The sequence below is a fragment of the Clostridium sp. AM58-1XD genome (assembly GCF_003464085.1).
GTDB lineage: Bacteria > Bacillota > Clostridia > Lachnospirales > Lachnospiraceae > Lachnoclostridium_A.
In genome coordinates this window covers 164303-185188 of record NZ_QSDR01000002.1, presented here as the reverse complement: position 1 = coordinate 185188, position 20886 = coordinate 164303, and the positions used below count along the sequence as shown (strand labels likewise).

18 protein-coding genes and 1 pseudogene are annotated in these 20886 nt (G+C 48.4%); 16 read left to right on the top strand and 3 right to left on the bottom strand.

The window, feature by feature from the left end:
• Positions 1-8: 8 nt before the first annotated feature.
• Positions 9-380 carry a heavy-metal-associated domain-containing protein gene (locus DXA13_RS01785; protein ID WP_118241468.1) on the bottom strand — a complete coding sequence of 124 codons (372 nt, stop codon included), beginning with the start codon at positions 378-380 and terminating at the stop codon, positions 9-11.
• 243 nt (positions 381-623) lie between these two features.
• Here DXA13_RS01785 and DXA13_RS01780 point away from each other — a divergent pair, with 243 nt between their 5' ends.
• The 4 genes and pseudogenes from DXA13_RS01780 to DXA13_RS01765 all read left to right on the top strand — a co-directional run bounded on the left by DXA13_RS01780 (position 624) and on the right by DXA13_RS01765 (position 6697).
• A complete protein-coding gene (locus DXA13_RS01780; protein ID WP_118241466.1) occupies positions 624-5306 on the top strand; it encodes a PAS domain-containing protein in 4683 nt (1560 codons plus the stop codon).
• 150 nt (positions 5307-5456) lie between these two features.
• Positions 5457-5815: pseudogene (locus tag DXA13_RS01775) on the top strand (helix-turn-helix domain-containing protein).
• 75 nt (positions 5816-5890) lie between these two features.
• Positions 5891-6307, top strand: a complete 417-nt coding sequence (locus tag DXA13_RS01770; protein WP_118241464.1) for a pyridoxamine 5'-phosphate oxidase family protein — start codon at positions 5891-5893, stop codon at positions 6305-6307.
• Between the two features lie 21 nt (positions 6308-6328).
• The gene (locus DXA13_RS01765; protein WP_118241462.1) at positions 6329-6697 is read left to right on the top strand and encodes an ACT domain-containing protein; all 369 of its coding nucleotides are present in this window, start codon (positions 6329-6331) and stop codon (positions 6695-6697) included.
• Positions 6698-6888: 191 nt separating this feature from the next.
• Here the strand turns inward: DXA13_RS01765 and DXA13_RS01760 are convergent, their stop codons facing one another.
• Entirely contained in the window at positions 6889-9759 is a 2871-nt protein-coding gene (locus DXA13_RS01760; RefSeq protein ID WP_181995492.1) for a diguanylate cyclase, read from the bottom strand.
• A gap of 201 nt (positions 9760-9960) precedes the next feature.
• Between DXA13_RS01760 and DXA13_RS01755 the strand changes: the two genes are divergently transcribed.
• On the top strand, positions 9961-10416 hold the full coding sequence (locus DXA13_RS01755) for a hypothetical protein (protein WP_118241458.1): 456 nt from the start codon (positions 9961-9963) through the stop codon (positions 10414-10416).
• Between the two features lie 70 nt (positions 10417-10486).
• Here the strand turns inward: DXA13_RS01755 and DXA13_RS01750 are convergent, their stop codons facing one another.
• Positions 10487-11362, bottom strand: a complete 876-nt coding sequence (locus DXA13_RS01750; RefSeq protein WP_118241456.1) for a MurR/RpiR family transcriptional regulator — start codon at positions 11360-11362, stop codon at positions 10487-10489.
• 501 nt (positions 11363-11863) lie between these two features.
• Between DXA13_RS01750 and DXA13_RS01745 the strand changes: the two genes are divergently transcribed.
• The 11 genes from DXA13_RS01745 to DXA13_RS21390 all read left to right on the top strand — a co-directional run bounded on the left by DXA13_RS01745 (position 11864) and on the right by DXA13_RS21390 (position 20883).
• The gene (locus tag DXA13_RS01745) at positions 11864-13003 is read left to right on the top strand and encodes a sugar ABC transporter substrate-binding protein (RefSeq protein WP_118241454.1); all 1140 of its coding nucleotides are present in this window, start codon (positions 11864-11866) and stop codon (positions 13001-13003) included.
• 184 nt (positions 13004-13187) lie between these two features.
• A complete protein-coding gene (locus tag DXA13_RS01740) occupies positions 13188-14195 on the top strand; it encodes an ABC transporter permease (protein ID WP_118241452.1) in 1008 nt (335 codons plus the stop codon).
• An 18-nt stretch (positions 14196-14213) separates the two neighbouring features.
• Positions 14214-15176: an ATP-binding cassette domain-containing protein gene (locus DXA13_RS22270; protein ID WP_181995491.1), complete on the top strand. Its 963-nt coding sequence runs from the start codon at positions 14214-14216 to the stop codon at positions 15174-15176.
• A gap of 19 nt (positions 15177-15195) precedes the next feature.
• Positions 15196-15714 carry an ATP-binding cassette domain-containing protein gene (locus tag DXA13_RS22265; protein ID WP_347559650.1) on the top strand — a complete coding sequence of 173 codons (519 nt, stop codon included), beginning with the start codon at positions 15196-15198 and terminating at the stop codon, positions 15712-15714.
• Positions 15715-15717: 3 nt separating this feature from the next.
• Positions 15718-16698, top strand: a complete 981-nt coding sequence (locus DXA13_RS01725; protein WP_118241446.1) for an ABC transporter permease — start codon at positions 15718-15720, stop codon at positions 16696-16698.
• A 27-nt stretch (positions 16699-16725) separates the two neighbouring features.
• Positions 16726-17829 carry a zinc-binding dehydrogenase gene (locus DXA13_RS01720; RefSeq protein ID WP_118241444.1) on the top strand — a complete coding sequence of 368 codons (1104 nt, stop codon included), beginning with the start codon at positions 16726-16728 and terminating at the stop codon, positions 17827-17829.
• A 4-nt stretch (positions 17830-17833) separates the two neighbouring features.
• On the top strand, positions 17834-18442 hold the full coding sequence (locus tag DXA13_RS01715) for an SIS domain-containing protein (RefSeq protein ID WP_118241442.1): 609 nt from the start codon (positions 17834-17836) through the stop codon (positions 18440-18442).
• Between the two features lie 16 nt (positions 18443-18458).
• The gene (locus DXA13_RS01710; RefSeq protein ID WP_118241440.1) at positions 18459-19508 is read left to right on the top strand and encodes an alcohol dehydrogenase catalytic domain-containing protein; all 1050 of its coding nucleotides are present in this window, start codon (positions 18459-18461) and stop codon (positions 19506-19508) included.
• 84 nt (positions 19509-19592) lie between these two features.
• The gene (locus DXA13_RS21400) at positions 19593-20132 is read left to right on the top strand and encodes a hypothetical protein (RefSeq protein ID WP_243008918.1); all 540 of its coding nucleotides are present in this window, start codon (positions 19593-19595) and stop codon (positions 20130-20132) included.
• Positions 20081-20566, top strand: coding sequence for a hypothetical protein (locus DXA13_RS21395; RefSeq protein ID WP_347559649.1), 486 nt, complete (start codon positions 20081-20083; stop codon positions 20564-20566). The genes DXA13_RS21400 and DXA13_RS21395 overlap by 52 nt, the downstream gene beginning before the upstream one ends.
• Before the next feature lie 44 nt (positions 20567-20610).
• Positions 20611-20883: an SAF domain-containing protein gene (locus tag DXA13_RS21390; RefSeq protein WP_243008916.1), complete on the top strand. Its 273-nt coding sequence runs from the start codon at positions 20611-20613 to the stop codon at positions 20881-20883.
• Positions 20884-20886: the final 3 nt, after the last annotated feature.

The following is a 20886-nucleotide window of genomic DNA, read 5'->3' as shown; positions in this document are numbered from 1 at the left end:
TTTGTTCATTATCGGGTTTCCTGTATACTGCGGACAATATAGCCGGCATCTCTGACGGCCAGACGGAAGATGGCATCGTCCATATCCTGCTTGATATAGAGGGTGACCTCTTCTTTCCAAAGATTTGCCCTTGCCCATGCGCCTGAAATGCTGTTTAGGGCATTTTCGACGCATACGGCGCTGTTGCCGCAAAACATGCCTTCCACTTTGAGAAGTTTGTGATATGGGTAATGAGATGGCTTTCGATCCGTTACCCTGACTCTTGGTATGTAAGGCTGGCCGGACGCGCCGGAACAGCCGGATGAAAGCCGTGCGATAGATCGTCTGACTGAGAAAATGATCATTACAAACAAAATCATGATGATGAGCACTGTTGACATTGAATCACCTCCTGTATGGTATTTTGATCGGTCATGCATGTAAAAGCGAAAATATTAGTATGATATGAAGGTACCTTTTGAACCTATTATAAAGGTACCTTTTTAATTTGTCAACAGATAAAATAAAGGTACCTTCATAAAAAACCTTCAGGAAACCGAAAAATATGTAAAACGATAATGAAAATAAGGGCTTTCTGTAGTATAATAAAAATCTAATATTACAGACCGGGAAGGAAAAGAAAAATGGAAAAGAACAGAAAGCTGTTGGAAACAGCGGAAGAATTCTGCATTGCATGGTTTCACCAGCGCAATTTGGACCGGGCTGTCCAATATGTTTCGGAAGATGTCCTATTTATGGGGACAGGCGAGGAAGAAGAAGCTTGCGGGCTTATGGCATTACGGGAATATATCAGACAGGATATGGAGGAAAGCAAATCACCCTTTGAGATCGTATTTACTTCAGAAAGGGAAAGTGTTTTAACCGAAGATACAGGGATTGCTGCTGTTGAATTTAATATGAGCAATTCTGAATTTCAGTGGCATGTGCACGGTACGTTTACACTGACCTGCCGGGATGACGTGTGGACGGTCCGCCATATTCATTTTGCCGTACCGGCGGCGTATCAGGAGGAAGGAGAACATTATCCGCTCACAGTTGTTAAAACACAGATTGCAAAGGCGCGTCAGGAGCTGCTTTCTTCCAGCGTGGCAGGAGGTCTGATCGGCGCTTATCTGGAGGACCGGTTTCCTCTATACTATATCAACAAAAAGATGCTGGACTACCTCGGATATGGTTCAGAAGAGGATTTCGCAGCAGATATCCAGGGATTTATTTCTAATTGCACCCATCCGGATGACAGAAGGGCTGTCGAAGAGTCGATTTCCTGTCAGCTGTCGGAACGGGATGAATATGTAGTGGAATACCGTATGCGGAAAAAGAATGGAACTTATATCTATGTTCAGGATATGGGCAGAACTATAACGGCGGAAGACGGCCGGCGCGCAATTATTTCTGTATGCAGGGACATTTCGGACCAGAAATTTGAAAAGCAGCAGAATGAAAGCCTGATTAAGGCGATGAACGGCGGCACCATGATATGCAGGGTGACCGGCGGTCGTTATATACCCACATACCTGTCGCCAGGGATCGGCAGTATGACCGGATTTACAAAGCAGGAACTGAAAGAGATCATATCTAGCAGCATCGAAACTATCATTTATCCAAAGGACAGGGAAAAGCTGTTTTCTGCCCTGCACAGAGCGGTCGAGAACAGGGAAAGCGTGCAAGAAGACTACAGGGTCAGGCATGTGGACGGCCACTTCGTCTGGGTCACCGGAATTTTCCAGGGAATCGGGGAAGAGGATGGAGACCCGCTTCTCCGCTGTATTTTTACATCGCTGTCCAACCAGTTTGAACTGCAGAACAACATTCTGGACGGCACGGATACGGGGGTCTATGTGATCGATCCTGATACATATGAACTCTGCCTTGCAAACGATGGGGCATTTCGGATTATGAACCTTCCGGTCAGCGATTACGAAGGGAAGAAATGCTTTGAGGTATTCGGAAATAAACAGTCGCCCTGTGATCACTGCATGCTCAAGGAGGGAAATGAAGAACATAAGGAAATGTACATACCGTGGCTGGATAAAACAATGACCATGTCTGTGAAAAAGGCGCGGTGGATGGACAGGGATGTGCTGATTGAGTATCTGAACGATATTACGATACAGAAGAAGGCGCAGGAGGAACTGAGACTGGGGGAGGAACGGCTGACGACTGCCATCAGACATGCAGCCGTACAGTTTTGGGAATATGACATTCGCAGCAGCAGAGCGTATATGAGTGATTTTTCACAGCAGAGTTACGGTGTCCCTCACATTATGGACGATTTTCCGCAGTCTTTTCTGGATCTAAACATTATCCATCCGGATGACAAAAAGGCATATCTGAAGCTGCATGAAAAATTGAGAAATGGGTCCGCCAGCGCCATGCTGGAATACAGGGTCAAAAAGCCTGGGGAGGATTACCGCTGGCTGCTGGCTCATTATACGACGAGTTTTGATGAAGCCGGGCGCCCCCAGAGGGCGTTTGCCACGGCAGAATCTATTGACCGGTATAAAGAAATGGAAGAGCAGTTTACAATAGCAGCCAGACTGACGGGGGTCCGCGTGTGGATGCTGGATATGCAGAACAGGACGGTTATTTTCAATGAAAGCGATGCGGTAGAATTAGGAATAATAGGCCGAGAGATGTCCTGCGGTACGCTGGAAGAAATGCGCAGGATGGACATGTTTTATCCGGATGACGTGCAGATGGCATGGGAAAAATCAAGGGAGCTGTTTGAAGGTGCAGATGGTGTCTCGTTCAGAGCCAGATTAAAGAAGGGCGGAAATTACAGATGGAGCCTGATCTCTTATACCGTCATGAAATCGAAAAACGGAACCCCTGTTAAGGCGATCGGGTCGTCCAAGGATATTCATGAACATGTACTCCTGGAGCAGCAGTTTAAACAGGAGCAGGAGTATTCGGCTGGCCTGCAGGAGGCGAATCTGATCAACAAGGCGCAGTGCAATATAACAAAAGGAGTCGTTGAGTCCTATATATGCGTGGAACATGCGTCGGTAACTTCTCAGGGAGCTCCTTATGACCAGGCGGCAGAAGGGCTGGTCCGCTCAGCTGTTGAAAGAGACAAACAGGAACGGCTGCGTTATCTCGTCAATCGAAAACGGATTTTAGAAGCTTATGTCAAAGGCGAAAATTATTATGCCGTCGATTACCAGAGGAGAAATGACGACGGAACTGTTTTCTGGGCCAATACGACGGCGAGAATCTATCAGAATCCGGCGACGGGCGATATTATGAGCTTTATGTATACTTACAATATCGATGAACGGAAGATGGCGGAAATGATCGTGGACCGTGTGGTGGATACGAATTTTGAGTACCTGACCGTGTTCAATACGATCACCGGCCGGATTGAAAAAACGATTGATAAATCCGGCGTGTCCGTCATACCGGAAGAAGGCCGCATGTATGAGAAAACAACGGAAGAGAGCCTTTACAGCATGCTTCTTCCGCAGGAAATCGAAGAATATCTTCCCCTTTTCAAAATAAAGGCAATCACGGACAAGCTTGATAAAAACGATTTGTATTCTATATCGGCGGATACGAGGGATCCCAAAGTTCAGGAACTTAGGCATAAATTATGGGCATTCTGCTGGTTTGACAGTCAGCATACGAAAGTTTTGTGTTCCAGAAGCGATATCACGGAGGTATACCGGCAGGAACAGCATCAGAAAGAAGTTCTTTCCGCCGCTCTTACGGCGGCCAAGCAGGCGAATGCTGCAAAGTCGGATTTCCTTTCCCGTATGAGCCATGAAATCCGCACGCCGATGAATGCCATTATCGGTATGACTGCCATAGCTGCAAAATCGATTGGAAACGACGACCAGGTTTCGGACTGTATCAGCAAAATCGGCATTTCCTCCAGATTCCTGCTCTCCCTGATCAATGATATCCTGGATATGAGCCGCATTGAATCGGGTAAAATGCTTTTGAAAAATGAGAAAATTCCATTCAAGGAATTTGTGACAGGAGTGAATGCGATCTGCCACACCCAGGCAGCAGCGAAGGATGTGGATTACGAGTGCATCGTTGATCCCGTTATGGATGAATGTTATATCGGAGATGCGATGAAGCTGCAGCAGGTGCTGGTAAATATTCTGGGGAATGCGATAAAATTTACCAGCAGCGGAGGGAAAGTGACTTTCTCTATTACCCAGCGCAAACGAACGAAAAATGATGCAATTGTACGCTTTGTAATCAACGATACGGGAATCGGCATGAGTGAAGATTTCCTGCCCCATCTGTTCGAGCCGTTTGAACAGGAATCCACAGGAATTACAACGGGATTTGGAGGCACCGGATTGGGGCTGGCCATATCAAAGAACATTGTAGATCTGATGGACGGGAAGATTCAGGTGCGTTCGATTAAGGGTGTCGGAACGGAATTTACCGTAGACGTAAAACTGGAGATAACTGAGGAAGAGAAGCAGAGACATTTGAAAAAACAGCATGCATACAATTTTTCTCATCTGAAGACGCTCGTTGTGGATGATGACATCACGGTCTGCGAAAGTGCAGTTCTTACTCTGAAGGAAATCGGCATTACGGCAGAGTGGGTAGACAGCGGGATGCGGGCCGTGGAACGTGTGAAAGGGATGTGGGAAAACCATCACTATTATGACCTGATCCTTATTGACTGGAAGATGCCGGAGATGGACGGGATCGAGACCAGCAGGCGGATCCGTAAGATTGTAGGACCTGACGTAACGATTATCATCATGACGGCTTATGACTGGAGCTCCATTGAGCAGGAGGCAAAGGCCGTTGGGGTCAATATGCTGATGAGTAAGCCGATGTTTAAATCCAACCTGATCTCCGCGTTTTCCAAGGCGCTGGATCAGAAAGAAGAGGAAAAGCAGGAAGAAATACAGGCGGAAGAGTATGATTTCACAGGAAGAAGGCTCCTATTAGTAGAGGACCAGCCGATCAATGCGGAAATTGCCCAGATGCTGCTGGAGGACGTGGGCTTCCAGGTGGAAACGGCGGAGAATGGCTTGCGTGCCATCGAAATGTTTTCCAAAACGGAAGAAGGGTACTACGATGCTATCCTTATGGATATCCGTATGCCGATTATGGACGGGCTTCAGGCATCGGCGAATATCCGTCATCTGTCCAATAAAGATGCGAAAACCATTCCTATTATTGCTATGACGGCGGATGCCTTTGACGAAGATGCGGACAGGAGCAAGGCTGCCGGAATGAACCTTCATCTGGCGAAACCGATTGATCCGCCTAAGCTTTACAGGACACTGTACGAGTTTATATTGAGGAAAGAAACGGAAGGGGACGAGTGGTAAAGAACCATTTTTGCGGCTGATCATATTATATATCAGGACAGAGGTAGTCCTGAAAAAGATAGGATACGAAACGAGCAGAGAGTTCCTCCTAAATTCTATAGAAACGGACGCTATGAAATCAGAAATGAGACAGGTACAGGAGACAGAAAGATGAAAATGAGACAGGATTATACGTGTCCTCTGGAATTGACTCACGACATTACGAAGGGCAAATGGAAGCCGGTCATATTGTGGCAGCTGGGCAAGGGGCCCCGTTCTCTGACGGGTCTGAAACGGGAAATACAGGGGATCAGCCAGAAAATTCTGATCGAACAGCTGAAGGAGCTGTGTGATTACGGAATGGTTGCAAAAAAATCCTTTGAAGGCTATCCGCTGAAGGTGGAATATTCCTGATGGAACGGGGCAGAAAAATGTTGGAAGCAATTGTTATTATGCAGGGAATCGGGATCGAGCTTATGCTGGAAGATCACAGGGAAGACTTCCTGAGGGAAAAAGGTCTGCTGGAGTAGGATAGTTACAAAAAAGTGTGTAATTTACGAAAACCTCTTTTCATGGTATGATGTGCCGTGAAGGGAGGTTTTTACATGAGAGATGCAGCGAAGACAATCGGAAATCTGGTTGATAAACAAAATGTGGCTTTTATCAGTTCCATAGACGGTGACGGCTATCCAAATATGAAGGCTATGCTGCCGCCCCGCAAAAGGGAAGGAATAAAAGTCTTTTATTTTACAACGAATATCTCTTCCATGCGCGTGGCGCAGTACAGGGAGAATCCAAAGGCGAGTATCTATTTCTGCGACAGAAGGTTTTACAGAGGCGTTATGCTCAGGGGCACCATGGAAGTGCTGGAGGACAGCGGCAGCAAGGAGATGATCTGGCAGGAGGGGGATACGATGTACTATCCGCTGGGAGTGACGGATCCTGATTACTGCGTGCTTAAATTCACTGCTGAATCAGGGCGGTTTTACAGCAGCTTTAAGTCGGAGAATTTTGAGGTATGACAAATAAACGGAGGATGAACCATGGTAATGAAACGGCTCGATTACGAGTTTACGGTCTGTAAGGTCCCTGATCTGACTGGGATAGACCTGGACGATGAGTTTTATTTTATTGGGAAAACGGATGAGGAATTGTCTCTTGTATGCAGAACGGAACGGGTTCCGCAACTTACGACTGCCAGGGAAGACGGATGGAAGGCGATGCGGATCGAAGGCGTGCTGGATTTTTCTCTGATTGGAATTCTGGCGAAGATATCCGCTGTTCTGGCGGATCATAAAATCGGAATTTTCGTGGTTTCAACCTTTCATACCGATTATATTTTGACGAAAACGGATGATTTTGAACGGGCGGCGGAGGTTCTGGGATCGAACGGCTATACGATTGCAGACTGAAAAGAGGCCAAAAACCAGAAAAGACAGCAGGAATTCATTCATTTGTACAGTAAAAAGAAGAGGGTGTTGTAAAAGTCGAATTCGCATTGCCGCCGATACCAGATGTAGTGACTTAGCCACTGCCTGGAACGAAATCTGGTATCGGCGGTAATGCTCTATTCCTTTTTGCAACATCCTCTTTTATTTCATAATCAGCTTTCCTGGAAAAATGTATAGCGGCCTTTTCCGCTCCGTTTGGAGAGATAGGCGGCCTGGTCGGCATGTTCGATCAGATCGTCCAGGATTCTTCCGTCGGATGGGAAACAGGCGATGCCTATGCTGGCAGAGATAGAAACCTCTTCGCCGCATGGGCCTGTATAAGTCCGACGAGACAGCTCACACAGCTTAACGGCCTTCTGCTCGGCAAGAGTTTGCGGGAGGGAAGGCGCAAATACATAAAATTCATCGCCGCCAAATCTGCCTATGATATCATCCCTGCGGAATACGCTCTGCAGGGCTTTTGCCGTATCGATCAGAGCCTGATCGCCGACGCTGTGTCCTAGCGTATCATTGACTGCCTTAAAATTATCGAGATCGAGGAAGAACAGCGCTGCGCAGGAGCCGGGTCTGCAGGCAGAGGCGCTCAGATACTGCTCGGCCTGGGTGCGGAAGGATTTGCGGTTATAAAGTCCGGTCAGTCCATCGCGGGAGGAAGCGGCTTCCAGAAGCTGCCTTTTCTTTACATCCGTATCGATATCTTCAATTTTACCGACCAGCCTGGAAATCTTATTGTTTTCATAAAAGTAGCCAAGGGTAAAACGGCACCAGATATAGGTTCCGTCTGCTTTAAGCACGCGGAGGTCATGATGGCTGTTGCGTTCTTTTCTCTGAATAAAATTCCATGATTCTTTCGCGATGCGGTCTTCCGGATGAATATGTTCTTCCAGGATGCGTCTGTAGGAATTGCCGCTGGGCAGGTCCCAGCCGAATTTTCGGTAGAACATGGGGGAAGTGCGGACCACATGGCCTGGCATGGTAACGTCAAAGAAGACGCTGTCAGACAGCTCGATGAGCATAGCGGACCGTTTCTCTTCTTCTTCCAGCATCTGGATCATGCGCTTCTGCTGGCTGATATCTATAATAACACAGTACAGGAGATTATTGCCTTTCTCGTCAGGAGACAGAGTTCCGCGCAGAAGGACGGGAACAAAATGGCCGTCCGCATGCTGAATGCTCAGTTCCAGAGAAATCTGTCGGGAAGAATTCAGTCTGCAGTCAGGAAATGTCCGCTCCCTGTCCTCTGAGGAAATCAGAGCCTGAAAGCTCTTGTTCTCCAGATCTTTCGGGTCGTTAATTCCGATCAGATCCAGGAAACCGGGGTTGGCATAACGGATTTCCATACGGTTGTCCGGCGTAGTAGTGACTACACCGCCGTTAATATTGTTGGTTATACTCTGAAGACGCTTTTCGCTGAGCTGGATGTCACGGTAATACCGGCGGCGCTGAACGATGATATATGCTCCTGACAGGAGGAGCAGCAGGAAGCAAAGCGTCACAGCGGCAATCGGGGCTTTGTATGCCATGATAAAATCTTCCAGACTCGGATGGTAAACTTTTCCCGACGTATAACCGACGAGAATATGATCTGTCACATCAGGGGTCAGATGGGAGATGGACTTATTCAGTATGGAAATCAGCAGAGGATCGATGCCGGCCTGTCCGCCGAAGCACAGCTTTTCCGGAACATCGGTATCCGGAATGGCGGTAAGTTCCCCGTAACGCTGCCGGAGAAGCAATTCGTCCACGACATAGCGGTTCTGGATGGTAAGATCCACATCCCCGCTATTTACTGCGTCGAGACAATTTTCGGTCCCAACATATGAGACCAGGTCGAATAACGGATATGCCTGTGATACATATTTTTCTGCGGCCTGAAAACCGGCGGGAACGGCAACTCTCAGCCGGAGGGAAGGAGAAAATGGGGTTCCTCTTTTTCCAAGAAAGATAAGGCTGCTTTCAAAATAGGGAGAAGAGAGGGCCAGATCCCTGTTCTGGAGGTTGGCTTCGGAGTAAAGCATGCCGGCAACCAGATCCGCATGATTGCTGTTTAAAACATCCAGCGGACTGCCTCCCACGGCAATGGGAACGTCCTGAAACTTAAGGCCGCTGTCTTTTTCGATCCATCGCACGAGATCAGGTGAGACGCCGGTAATTTTGGAATCCCCGTCGAGATAAGAAATCGGGGACCGGTTCGTCAGATGGGCGATTCTGACAGTGGGGGCGGACTGTATGTAATCCAGCTCTTCTCTGGTAAAATGAGCGTATGTGCTGCCGGGATAGTACTTGTTGAACAGGCGGTCTTCCAGATTGGGATCGTCCAGCTTCAAAGCAGCCATGGCTGAGTCAAGTTCGTCGATAAGGTCTTCCCTTCCGGGACAGGTAATATAGTAAAAAGGAGCATGAGCAAAACGGGCGACGACTTGTTCGCTGTCCGACATCTCCATTACGCTGCAGACCATTAAGTCGATCTCGCCTGCCCGCATGGCTTCGCGCATCTCGGACGTGCTGTCGTAGTATGTGATATGGGGAGTAAAATCATTTTCATCAGCATATTTCAGAAAATCATCCAGGCGAACGTAGGTTTTGACGCAGCCGATGCGGAGCCGTCCGAACAGATCGAAGTCTTCAAAGGCGATTTCCGTGTTGGCCTTAGGAGCCAGAAGAGAGGCAAACGTAAAACCTGCAATATAGTTGCTGTATTTAAAACGCTGATACCGCTCGGCAGTCATCTGTGCAGAACCTACGAGATCGATGCGGCCCTCCTCTAGTGCAGCCAGGGCTTCATCCCAGCTGGAAAGCCTGACATATTCGTATTCCCATCCGGTCAGAGCGGCAATCTTTTCCAGATAGTCCACATTATAACCGCATGGATGACCGTATTCATCGTATTCCTGGAAACCAGGCATGGGAAAGAACCCGATCTTTACCGTCTGCGGCGCCCCGTAAGCGGGCTGTACGGTCGGCAACAGCATCAAAATCAGCAGCAGGCAGATCAGCCTGGAAAATAAACGTGGTAACTTCATGACACATCCTCCTTTGCATCGGTCCGTCGGATACGGCCGGGCTGCATTCAATTTTAACATGTTCTTAGCAAAACCACAATCGGCTGATAGCAGGAAATAGGATAAGATTGAAAGAACAGATGAAAAATGATATAATCCAGAAAGGAGAGAACCGGAGAAGTCCGGGCGGAGATGAGAAGGGAGAGGAGGAAGTAGAATCGTATGAAGAATTACAGCGGAATCATAAAAACGGTGCTGATTGCACTGGCGGTGTCATCGGCCGGTTCTTTTGCAGCTCTTGCAGGAGAATGGACGGAATCGGAGGGGACGTGGTACTACACAGACGAGTCCGGGCAGTATGAGACCGGATGGATTAAGCCTGACGGAGAGAACAAGTGGTACCTGCTGGACCAGGAAACTGGTGCGTGGATCGGGAAACCGGCGCTCAACGAGGCAAATGTATGCTATTTGCTGGAAAATGCGCTGGTGGATGCAGGGCTTTATCAGAACGAACCGGAAGAACTGATTTACAAGGTGTCGTATTCGGACAGCGACAGCATACAGGTAGTGATTCAGTATGAGGATGCGCCGGACGTATTTGTAAGTATTAATACGTATACAGTGAGCAGGAAGACGAGGAAGGCCCGTCCCAACGTAGGCGACAGCCTGATTTTGTGACAACCGGACAGATGAATATGCATGAATGAAAAAAGACCTCTGAAAAACAGGGGTCTTTTTCTGCGCCGTATTACAGCTTGTTCATTCGCAGAATCTTATTTCCGGAGTCCAACAGATTCATATGCGTTTCGTCCAGCCGGAAAAGAATTGATACATAGACGGCATCCAGCAGACAGAGAGCCGGAATTCGTTTGGCGATGGTCTCGCCCATCATATCGTGGGAAAAGGAGGCGGTCAGCAGAACGATGTCAGAGGCTTTCGCCAGAGGAGACTGAGGAAAATTCGTCAGTGAAATTACCAGAATGTTTCTGCTGTTCGCTGCTTTTGCAAGTTCACATGTCGTCTTTGTGCGGCCGGAGTGGGAAATACAGATCAGCACGTCGTCCTTTTCCATCTGTGACAGGTAGAGCAGCTGCGTATCGAAATCGGTGTTGCAGCTGACCGGCAGGCCCATGCGTGTAAATTTGCCTACGCCAGACATGGCTACCACATTGGCATCTCCGGCAGCGGCGAACAGGATGTGCCTGGCCTTCAGAATGCTGCTGACTGCCCGCTCCAGGCAGTCAAAATCAATGGAATCCAGAGAGTCGTTCAGGGCAAGGACACTGGCGTTAAATACGGCAGTCGTAATGGTCTTTACGTTGTCAGAACTCTGTATGCCTACGCTTTGGGCGATTTCTTCCGAATCTTCCCTTAAAAGGCATTCCCGCAGCTCCGGGTAGCCGCTGTAACCAAGACGTTTCGCCAGGCGGACGAAAGTGGCCTCGCTGCAGTTGGCGCAGCCGGCGACCTCACCGATGGTTGCAGTTGCAACAAATTCCGGCATTGATAAACAAAAATCCGCAGCCTTTCGCTCTGCGTTTTTCAAATCATCATAAACAAACTGAAATTTAATCAAACAGGAATGAGAAATATTTTTTGAATAATCCGTCCAATTCTTTTTCAAAACGAACCCACCGCCTTCTTGCTTTTTCTTTTATTTTATCTTAAAAACTCAATATTTGCAAGTGATTGAATACAAAAGACGATAATAATTTAACAGGGTAAAAGCGGAATTGAAAGAATACATGAATAAGATGTTAATTTTATATTATAATTTCATAATTGAAAATAAAAAATGAAATTATACTTGACATGAGGTATGGGGCGTGATAAATTGTAATTGTAAGATATGACATAAAAATACAAAAAACGAACGGAAAACTATGCGAAATCACGGTTGAAATTAGTGTAAAGGATGAAATGGTGCGCTGTTTGCATGAAAAATGAGGTGAGGATGATGAGAACAAAGGAAAAATTATAAAAAGAGCGAAATAGGAGCACATTCATTAAGGAAATGTAAGAGAAAAATGAAAAATAGCAGTTTTAGAAATGAAAACAAAAAATGAAAAAATGGAAATAAAAGGAAATTATTAAAAATTATATAAAATTCAAAGGAGGAAAGAAAATGAAAAAAGTTATGAACAACATCCTTGCACTGGCTCTTATGGCCGGCTGCCTGGCCGGCTGCGGCAACGGTGCTGCAAAACCAGCTGAGAGCGCGAGCCCTGCTGCAGCCCAGACTACGTCTTCAGAAGCGGAGGAAGACAAAACAGAAGTAAATGAATCTGCAAAACCGGCTGAGGACAAAAAGATCAAAGTGGGATTTGTAATCAGCGCATTGAATGAACCGATTATGAATGCGTACAACGATTACGTGAAGAAGGCTATGGAGGAGCAGGCTGAAAAAGCAGGATATGAACTGGAATACGTTTCTGTTTCTTCTGACGGAGATGTGAACCGGGAATATTCAAATGTACAGGATATGATCGGTTCCGGATGCCAAGTGATTATCCTGAATGCGATCGACAACGTAGCGAGCCTTGCAGCTGTTAAGGAATGCCATGCGAACGATGTGGGCAGTATCTTCTTCTGCCGGGAGGCGGATTCCAGCGCTGCAGGAGACGAGGTGCCGGATGCGACCGTCAACATGGACAGCTATGACCAGGGCTATGCCTCGACGGTCAGAATGTTCGAATATATGAAAGAAGACGGCATTGAACCGAAAGATATGATCGTTGTGATGGGCTATGAAAATGACGTAAATGCAATTAACCGCCAGAACGGCTGTGAAGACGCGTGTGAAGAGTGGGGAGTGAAAATTGCAACAACCGTTTCCTGCGGACAGTGGGACCCGGCTACGTGCCTGACAAATCTTACATCGGCTCTCCAGACTTACCCGGATTCAAACTGCCTTTACGTTCCGTCTGATTCTCAGTATTCCGGATATTCCACAGCTCTTCAGAGGGCTGGAAAGTGGCATAAGCGCGGGGAAGAAGGCCATGTATACATAGCAGGAACGGATGTATTTGCAGATGGTTTTATCGCTATAGCAGAAGGGTATCAGGAGTCCAGCACGGAGAATCCGGTATGGCTGAACGCTGTGAAAGCGGCTGAATGTGCAATTGATTATGCCGAGGGAAAAGAACTGAACGGGGAAGTCTTCAAGATTCAGGGAGATACGGTGGATCAGGATAATTACAATAAAATCGACTATCTGTGGTGCCTGGAGTACTCGGATTCCGATTTGAGCAAGTATCTGAAATAGCGGATCAATTATGAAAAACAGGGTGCCGCAGAAAGGAATATCGCGTTGCCGCAGATACCAGATGGAGTGACTTGGCTACCGCCTGGAACGGAAACTGGTATCGGTGACACGGCTGATTCGACTCTTGCAGCACCCTCTGTAAATATGAGGGGCTAGAGCTTATAAAGGTTAGGGGCAATACAGAATGAAAAGTACATCAAAAGACAGGATTGAGAAAAAAGGCGGCGGCATACAGCTGTCTTTCAGGGCAAAGCAGCGTATTGCCCTCGCGCTTTTCGGCGTGGTTGTGTATGCGGCGTTGATTTCGCTGATTCCAAATTTCTCGTCGCCGTATAACTTGTTCAATATCATTACGCAGGCGGCCATATATGGTACGATGTCCCTTGGCCTCGCCTTTGTCCTCATTACGGGAGGAATTGATATCTCGCTTCCCTGCGTCCTGGCTATGGGGTCGGTGGTGGGCGTGACATACATGTCTCAGACCGGCAACTGGATTGTGGGGTGCCTTCTGATACTGGGCGTGTGCATGCTGGGCGGTCTCGTGAGCGGAGTGTCGGTTGCCGTTTTCAGGATGTCTCCCATGATTGTTACACTTGCCATGATGAATGTAGCCGACGGATTTGCAAAGTGGTATACAAACTATGAATCGGTCCGGGGAATTCCGGAGGTGCTGACAGGATTTTTTAAACGGAGAATCGGCGGTGTTGTTCCTATGTATGTGATTGTGTTTCTGATTCTCGTCCTTCTCCTGCACTTTATCCTGACGAAAACGGTATTCGGAAGATGGCTGTACTTTATCGGAACGAATAAGAATACGGCCAGAGTCTCCGGAGTGCCTGTTACGGCCGTTACAATCAGCGCTTATCTGATCGGCGCTCTGATGGCGGGAATTGCCGGGATTATGCTGTCCGTGCAGAGCGGCTGTGCTACGGCCAGAATGGTCTCTCCATCCATGCTGACGGAAGTGCTTGCAGCCGCGGTTATCGGAGGGGCCTCAGACAGGGGCGGCCGCGGAACGGCAGTCGGGGTGGCGGTCGGCGCGATTGTCATATCGACTACGTCGATTTCCCTGAATCTGCTGGGAATCCAGTCCTATCCTGCGCAGGTGATCAAGGGAGGCATCATTATTCTTGCAACAATTCTGGATTACCGGCTGAACAACAACACGGGCGGAAAGGTCAAGACTAAGTAAAGAAGGGTGGCAGAAGCTTTGGAAGCGACACTGAAAATAGAACATTGCCATAAGAGATTTCCGGGCGTATACGCCCTGAGGGATGTCTCGGCGGAGGCCTGCAGCGGTGAGGTGACAGCCCTGCTGGGAGTAAACGGAGCCGGAAAATCAACGCTGATGAATGTGCTGGGAGGCGTACTTGCGGCAGACGAAGGAAAAATATTCATACATGGGAAAGAGGTGAACATCCACTCCCCAAATGATTCCAGGGATTGTGGAATTGCCTTTATTCAGCAGGAGGTCCAGCTGTTCGATAACCTGACGGTTTATGAAAACATATTTTTGGTAGAGCTGAAAAAATACAGGAAATTTAAAGGCCTTCCTGTATTGGATAAAAAAATGCTCTGTAAAAAAGCGGCGGCGCTGCTAAAACCGCTGGGCTGCAGCGTAGATCCGTCAAAAAAGGTAAGCGAGCTGTCGGTAGGTGAACAGCAGATCGTCCAGATTGCCAGGGCGCTGTCTCTCGGAGGGGAAATTCTCCTGTTTGATGAGCCTACATCGTCTCTTTCCATGAAAGAAAAGGAGAACCTGTTTCAAATTATAAGAAATCTGAAAGCAGATGGAAAGACGATTATTTATATCACTCATTATCTGGATGAGGTAGAGGCTATCTGTGATCGTGTGATCGTTATGAGAGACGGACAGGTGGTGGGTAAAGGAACTGCAAAGGAGATGAGCAAAGAGACGATTGTCAGCTATATGGTTCCCGAAAAGGTGGTTTTCAGCTCGGTAGAAAGCAGGATGACAGAGGAAGTCGTGCTGAGTGTGCAGAATCTGAGCGGAGAACGATTCCCGAAAAATGTGAGCTTCGACCTGCATAAGGGAGAGGTTCTGGGGCTATGGGGGCTTCTTGGCTCCGGAAGAACAGAGACGATCCGTGCCATACTGGGTCTGGATGCGATGACGGAAGGAAAGATCTTTTACGGGGAAAACGGGGAGTAAAACGGATCAGCCTGGGAAGCTGTTTAAAAAATGCGGTTATGTTACGGAGGGGCGCCATTATGACGGTTTATATTTGAATATGTCTCTCTGGAGAAATACGACGGCGGCTAATCTGGGATCCTTCAGCAGCCGGCTGCTTCGGATTCTGAACTCAAAAAAAGAAAGGGCGGAAGGGCGGAAGTTCATTGAAGAACTCCATATTGCGGCTGCCAGTGAAGAGTCCCTTGCCATGCAGCTTTCCGGAGGAAACCAGCAGAAGGTGGTAATCAGTAAGTGGCTGTCAAAAAATCCGGAAATTCTGATTCTGGATGAGCCGACGAGAGGAGTAGACGTAGGCGCCAAGGTGGAGATACAGAATCTGATCAGGCGTCTGGCTGCGGATGGAATTGCGTGTATCGTCATTTCCTCGGAGACGGAGGAAATACAGAAGCTGGCAGACAACATCGTCGTTTTACGTGACGGACGTGCAGGAGCGTATTTAAAACACGATGAAATCAATAATCAGAGACTGATTAAAGAATGTATAAGTGAGGGATGAGATATGAGAGAAAATAATAAAACCGGATTCAGAAGGAAAACAGTTCTTTGGTTTTTAAATTATGCTCTTTATATCGTCCTTGCCCTGATTATTGTGGTCAGCGCCTGCGCTTCTCCCAACTTTTTCACTGTGCGGAACATGTACAGCATGCTTCTGAACAACGGACAGTATCTGATTATCGCATGTGGAATCAGCCTTGTACTGCTAACCGGACTGACGGATCTGTCGGTTGGTTCCATTGCATATCTTTCCATGGTGCTTTCAGGCATTGTGATGAGAGATATGCGAATCGGCACTGCAGGAGGCATGGCTGTCTGCGTGTTGACGGGGGCTCTGATCGGAGCGGTCAACGGTTTCTTTATGGTTAAGATGAAACTCAGCCCCCTCCTTGTGACGCTGGGCATGCAGCTGGTGCTGCGGGGAATTGCCATGATTATCACGAAAAGTATGTATATTTATATGCCGGATAACGTCTATGCTTTTATGACTAAGACGGCCGGAGGATTTCCTGTGGTTCTTATTATGGTAATTTTTCTGGTAGTGGTTCTGCATTTCGTGCTGTCGGTAACGGGATTTGGCAAAAACGTATATGCGGTGGGCTGCAATGACAAGGCGGCGCGGGCTCTGGGAATCAACGCAGACGCCACCAGATTTGCATGTGTAATCCTGTGCGGGATTTTTGCGTCCCTGTCCGGCTTTTACTGTGCGGCCAACTTGGGAACCATTCAGCAGACCATTGGTATGTCGTGGGAATTCGATGCTATTGCTATTTCCGTCCTGGGAGGCATCAGCCTGTTTGGAGGGTACGGGAAGATATTTCCGGGCGTATGCATTGGATTTCTGATCATTTCAATTATTGAGAATATTCTCGGGCTGGTAGGCGTATCAACGTATCTGATCCCGATTGTCAATGGGATTGTCATTTTCGCGTCGATGTTTATGGACAGCCTGAAGTACAGATACAGCAGTCATACTGCAAGATAGAGATTGTAAATAAAAATGGAGGTAATTATGATTCGAGCAGAGGGGATACCGAGAACGATGAAGGCGCTGAGAATTTATGGCCCTGGAGATTTGAGGTACGAAGAAGTTCCTGTACCGGAGATTGACGAAGACGAGATTTTGGTAAAAGTGATCGGTACCGGTATATGTGCCGGCGATATCAAAATTGTGGACGGGGCTCAGATGTTCTGGGGAGGCGGCGTACTGCCGAAATGGGTGAGAGAGCCGGTTACGCTGGGACACGAGTTTACGGGAAGAGTGGTGGCGATTGGAGACCGTGCAAAAACAAAGTATGGCTTAAATCTGGGAGATATGGCGGTGGCGGAACAGGTGATCGCCTGCGGGGAGTGCCCGTTCTGTCAGAACGGAGAACACTGGATGTGCGTAAAAACGGATATTTACGGCAGTAAAAGAGACGTGGCGGAAGGGTCTATGGCCGGGTATATGAAGTACTATAAAGGCTCCAGAGTATACAAGGTGCCGGAAACCATACCGGAGCGGGATACAGCAATGATCGAACCTCTTTCCTGCGCCGTACATACGATTGAGAGAGCGGACATCAAATTCAGAGATGTGGTAGTGGTGGCCGGTCTGGGACCGATCGGACTGTGTGACCTGCAGCTGGCGATGAAGAAGAATCCTCGTCTGGTGATCGGAATTGATGTGAGGGAAAACAGGCTTCAGATTGCGAAGGAGTATGGGGCGGATTACGTTTTTAATCCAACGGAATGCGACGTGGTGGAGGAAGTAAAGAAACTGACGGGAGGACTCGGATGTGATGTATATATTCATTGTTCCGGCCATTCGGAAGGCGTTCTTCAGGGGCTTAAAATGGTTCGTTCTCATGGAAGGTACGTGGAATTCAGTGTATTCATGAACGATACGGCCGTGGACTGGAGCATTATCGGAGACAGGAAGGAGCTGGATGTCATAGGCGCCCATATCAGCGGAATTGAAGGGTACCAGGTGGCGATCGATATGCTTGCCAAAAAGGCTGTTGATGTGAACAGGATCATCACCCATGATTTCAGCCTGGACGATTATGAAAAGGCATTCGCTATGGCTAAGGACGGCACTCAGTCAATAAAAGTCGTGGTGCATGCGGAGGGGTGAAAAAATGGATATCAGAGAAAAAATGAAGTTTGTCTGGAATACAGAAGCGGATGAACTGAGGCGCCTCTGCGACCATGTGGATTATGAGGCGGCAGAACAACTGATCGAAACGCTGGAAAAAGCTAGGAACAGCGGGAACAGAATCTTTTTTGCAGGTGTAGGCACATCTGCAGCTGCGGCAAAGAAGGCGGCTCATTCCTTCTCCTGCGTGGAGTTTCCTGCGAATTTTCTGTCCCCGGGCGATGCCGTTCACGGCGGCCTGGGAGCTGTTCAGAAAGGGGACGTGGCGGTCCTGATCTCAAAAGGCGGAGGCACATGGGAAATCGTCAGGATGATTAAAAGCCTGAAGGAAAAGGGCGCCTTCGTCGTAGGCGTGACGGAAAGTAAAGAATCGGAACTCGGGAGGCAGGCAGACCTGACGGTCCTGATAAAAATCATCAGAGAACCGGATGCCTTTAATATGCTGGCTACTGCCAGCACGGCTGCAGTCACTGGATTTTTTGACGCGGCGGCGATCTGCCTGATGGAGCGGAGCGGATATACGAGAGATCAGTTCGCCGTTATTCATACGGGAGGCGCGGTCGGGGACAGACTGGTCAATAAAAAACAGTGACGTTTGGAGGAGAAATATGAAAGCGGCCGTTTATGAGGATATCGAGCGGATAGTGGTAAAAGATATACCGAAACCATCCTGCCCGAAAGATGGAATTCTGGTTAGGGTAGAGGCGTGCGGGATTTGCGGCGGTGATATCAGAAATTATTTTCAGGGACTGAAAGACGGGATCAAAAATCAGGTTATGGGCCATGAGATTGGAGGAATTGTAGAAGAAGCGGCAGACGGCGTACGGTTCAAGGCCGGAGACCGGGTAGCGACAGCGCCGGACATCAGCTGCGGAGAATGTTATTACTGTAAACGAGGGCTGGTTAATCTCTGCCTGAACCACCGTATGCTGGGGACTCATGTACAGGGCGGATTTGCACAGTATATCGCTCTTCCCGGATATGTGCTGAAACGCGGCTTTGTAGAAAAGGTTCCGGACCGCCTTACCTATATACAGGCAGCCTTTGCTGAAAAGGTGGCAGGGGTTTATGCGTGCCAGGAGCGATGCAAAGTTTCGTTGGGAGATACCGTCGTGATTATAGGAGACGGCCCTGTGGGCTGTCTTCATTCGGAAATTGCAAAGGCCAGGGGAGCGAAGCGGGTGATTGTTCTGGGGATGGACAGGATTTCCTTTGTCGGCCGTTTCCCGGCAGACGAGGTGCTGGACAACCGGGACAGCGAAGGGGCGGTGAAACGCGTGCTGGAATTGACGGAAGGGATCGGGGCGGATGTGGTGATCTGCGCCCTTCCGGTGACTTCGGTGCAGCTTCAGGCTCTGAGGATGGTAAGGAAGCGTGGAACGGTCGTCATATATGGAGGAGCTCCAAAAGATGACAGGAGAATGACATCCCTTGACAGCAATCTCATTCACTACAATGAGATCACCGTAATTGGCTCATTTTCGTATCCGTTCTGCGGACTTCAGGATGCGCTGTCTCAGATCGAACAGGGGAATGTGTCTGTAGAGAAATATGTTACAAAAGAAATACCTCTGGAACAGCTGACACAAGGAATGATGGAAATGCGTGATGGCAGGGCGCTTAATATCATCGTCAGGCCGTGGCTGGGACGGGAATGAGAAAAATAGAGGCAGCAGGATTGAACACGAGTCATACGATTGTACTCAGCAAGGTCTTACGCGAACAATGTATAAGGAGAGAACATGTACGAGATCGATACAAAATTAAAAGAACTGGCTGACAGGGGAACGCCGATTTCCGTAGCTCTGGTAGGAGCCGGTCAGATGGGAAAAGATATTGTTGCACAAATCAGCGGCATGCAGGGGATGGAAATCACAGTTGTTGTAGATATCAGAGAGGGAATCTGCCTGGAGGCGTACCGGCTGGCTGGAATAAACGATGGAATATGCACGACGAACGATGTGGAGGAAGCTGAGAAGGCGGCGGGAAATGGGCTGAAAATAGCATCCACCGATTATAAAACGGCGACGCGCCTTTCGAAGGTTCAGGTCGTAATCGATGCCACCGGCTCGCCTGAAATGGGAGCCAGGATTTCTCTGGACTGCTTTGATCATTCCAAACATATCGTGATGATGAATGTGGAATGCGACATCACAGTCGGACCGATTCTGAGAAGAATGGCTGAAAAAGCAGGCGTTGTTTATTCCCTGACGGCAGGCGATGAGCCGGGATCCATCATCGAGGTGTACCGGTTTGCAAAGGCTCTGGCTTTAAAATTGTAGCCGCGGGTAAGGGAAAAAATAACCCTCTCGATATCTATGCGAACCCTGGTATGAAGGAGTGGGCGGACAAGGCGGCTGCCCGGGAAATGAGCCCGCGTATGCTGATTGAATTTGTAGACGGTTCCAAAACCATGATCGAAATGTGCGCCGTATCCAATGCGACAGGTCTCGTACCGGACGTCCGTGGAATGCACTGCGTAAAATGCAATGTAGATGAACTGGCAAAAGTATACAGTCTGAAGAGCCAGGGCGGCGTGCTGAATCAGGAAGGCGTTGTAGACTTTGCCATCGGAAATATTGCCCCGGGCGTATTTGTCATCGTGACGACCGATAATCAGAGGATCATCGATGGACTGGTGCAGCGTGATATGGGAGAAGGGCCGAATTATCTGCTCTACCGGCATACCACCTGTGTTCGATTGAAACGCCCATAACGGCAGCTCAGGCTGTCATTTACGGAGAGTCTACGGCTCACCCCATGGACCATTTGACAAGCGAGTGCATTACGGTGGCCAAAAAGGACCTGAAGGCGGGAGAGGTACTGGATTCGATTGGAGAATACTGTTACCGGGCCAGCATCGATCTGGCCGGTGTAGCGAAAGGTGGAAATATGCTTCCTGTCGGCCTTGCGAAGGGCGCGGTAATGACATGTGACGTTAAAAAAGACGAAATTATTACATATGACATGGTGAAATTAAATAACAGCTCTGTGCTCCTCCAGCTCAGAAGGCTGCAGGACGAGCTGATGTAGAGG

Coding starts and splice junctions, on each gene's coding strand:
- DXA13_RS01770 (WP_118241464.1), top strand. CDS start 5,891: ATGAGAGATGCAGCGAAGACAATCGGAAATCTGGTTGATAAACAAAAT.
- DXA13_RS01715 (WP_118241442.1), top strand. CDS start 17,834: ATGGATATCAGAGAAAAAATGAAGTTTGTCTGGAATACAGAAGCGGAT.
- DXA13_RS01710 (WP_118241440.1), top strand. CDS start 18,459: ATGAAAGCGGCCGTTTATGAGGATATCGAGCGGATAGTGGTAAAAGAT.
- DXA13_RS01745 (WP_118241454.1), top strand. CDS start 11,864: ATGAAAAAAGTTATGAACAACATCCTTGCACTGGCTCTTATGGCCGGC.
- DXA13_RS21390 (WP_243008916.1), top strand. CDS start 20,611: ATGGACCATTTGACAAGCGAGTGCATTACGGTGGCCAAAAAGGACCTG.
- DXA13_RS21400 (WP_243008918.1), top strand. CDS start 19,593: ATGTACGAGATCGATACAAAATTAAAAGAACTGGCTGACAGGGGAACG.
- DXA13_RS01720 (WP_118241444.1), top strand. CDS start 16,726: ATGATTCGAGCAGAGGGGATACCGAGAACGATGAAGGCGCTGAGAATT.
- DXA13_RS01765 (WP_118241462.1), top strand. CDS start 6,329: ATGGTAATGAAACGGCTCGATTACGAGTTTACGGTCTGTAAGGTCCCT.
- DXA13_RS01760 (WP_181995492.1), bottom strand. CDS start 9,759: ATGAAGTTACCACGTTTATTTTCCAGGCTGATCTGCCTGCTGCTGATT.
- DXA13_RS01740 (WP_118241452.1), top strand. CDS start 13,188: ATGAAAAGTACATCAAAAGACAGGATTGAGAAAAAAGGCGGCGGCATA.
- DXA13_RS01755 (WP_118241458.1), top strand. CDS start 9,961: ATGAAGAATTACAGCGGAATCATAAAAACGGTGCTGATTGCACTGGCG.
- DXA13_RS01725 (WP_118241446.1), top strand. CDS start 15,718: ATGAGAGAAAATAATAAAACCGGATTCAGAAGGAAAACAGTTCTTTGG.
- DXA13_RS01785 (WP_118241468.1), bottom strand. CDS start 380: ATGTCAACAGTGCTCATCATCATGATTTTGTTTGTAATGATCATTTTC.
- DXA13_RS01780 (WP_118241466.1), top strand. CDS start 624: ATGGAAAAGAACAGAAAGCTGTTGGAAACAGCGGAAGAATTCTGCATT.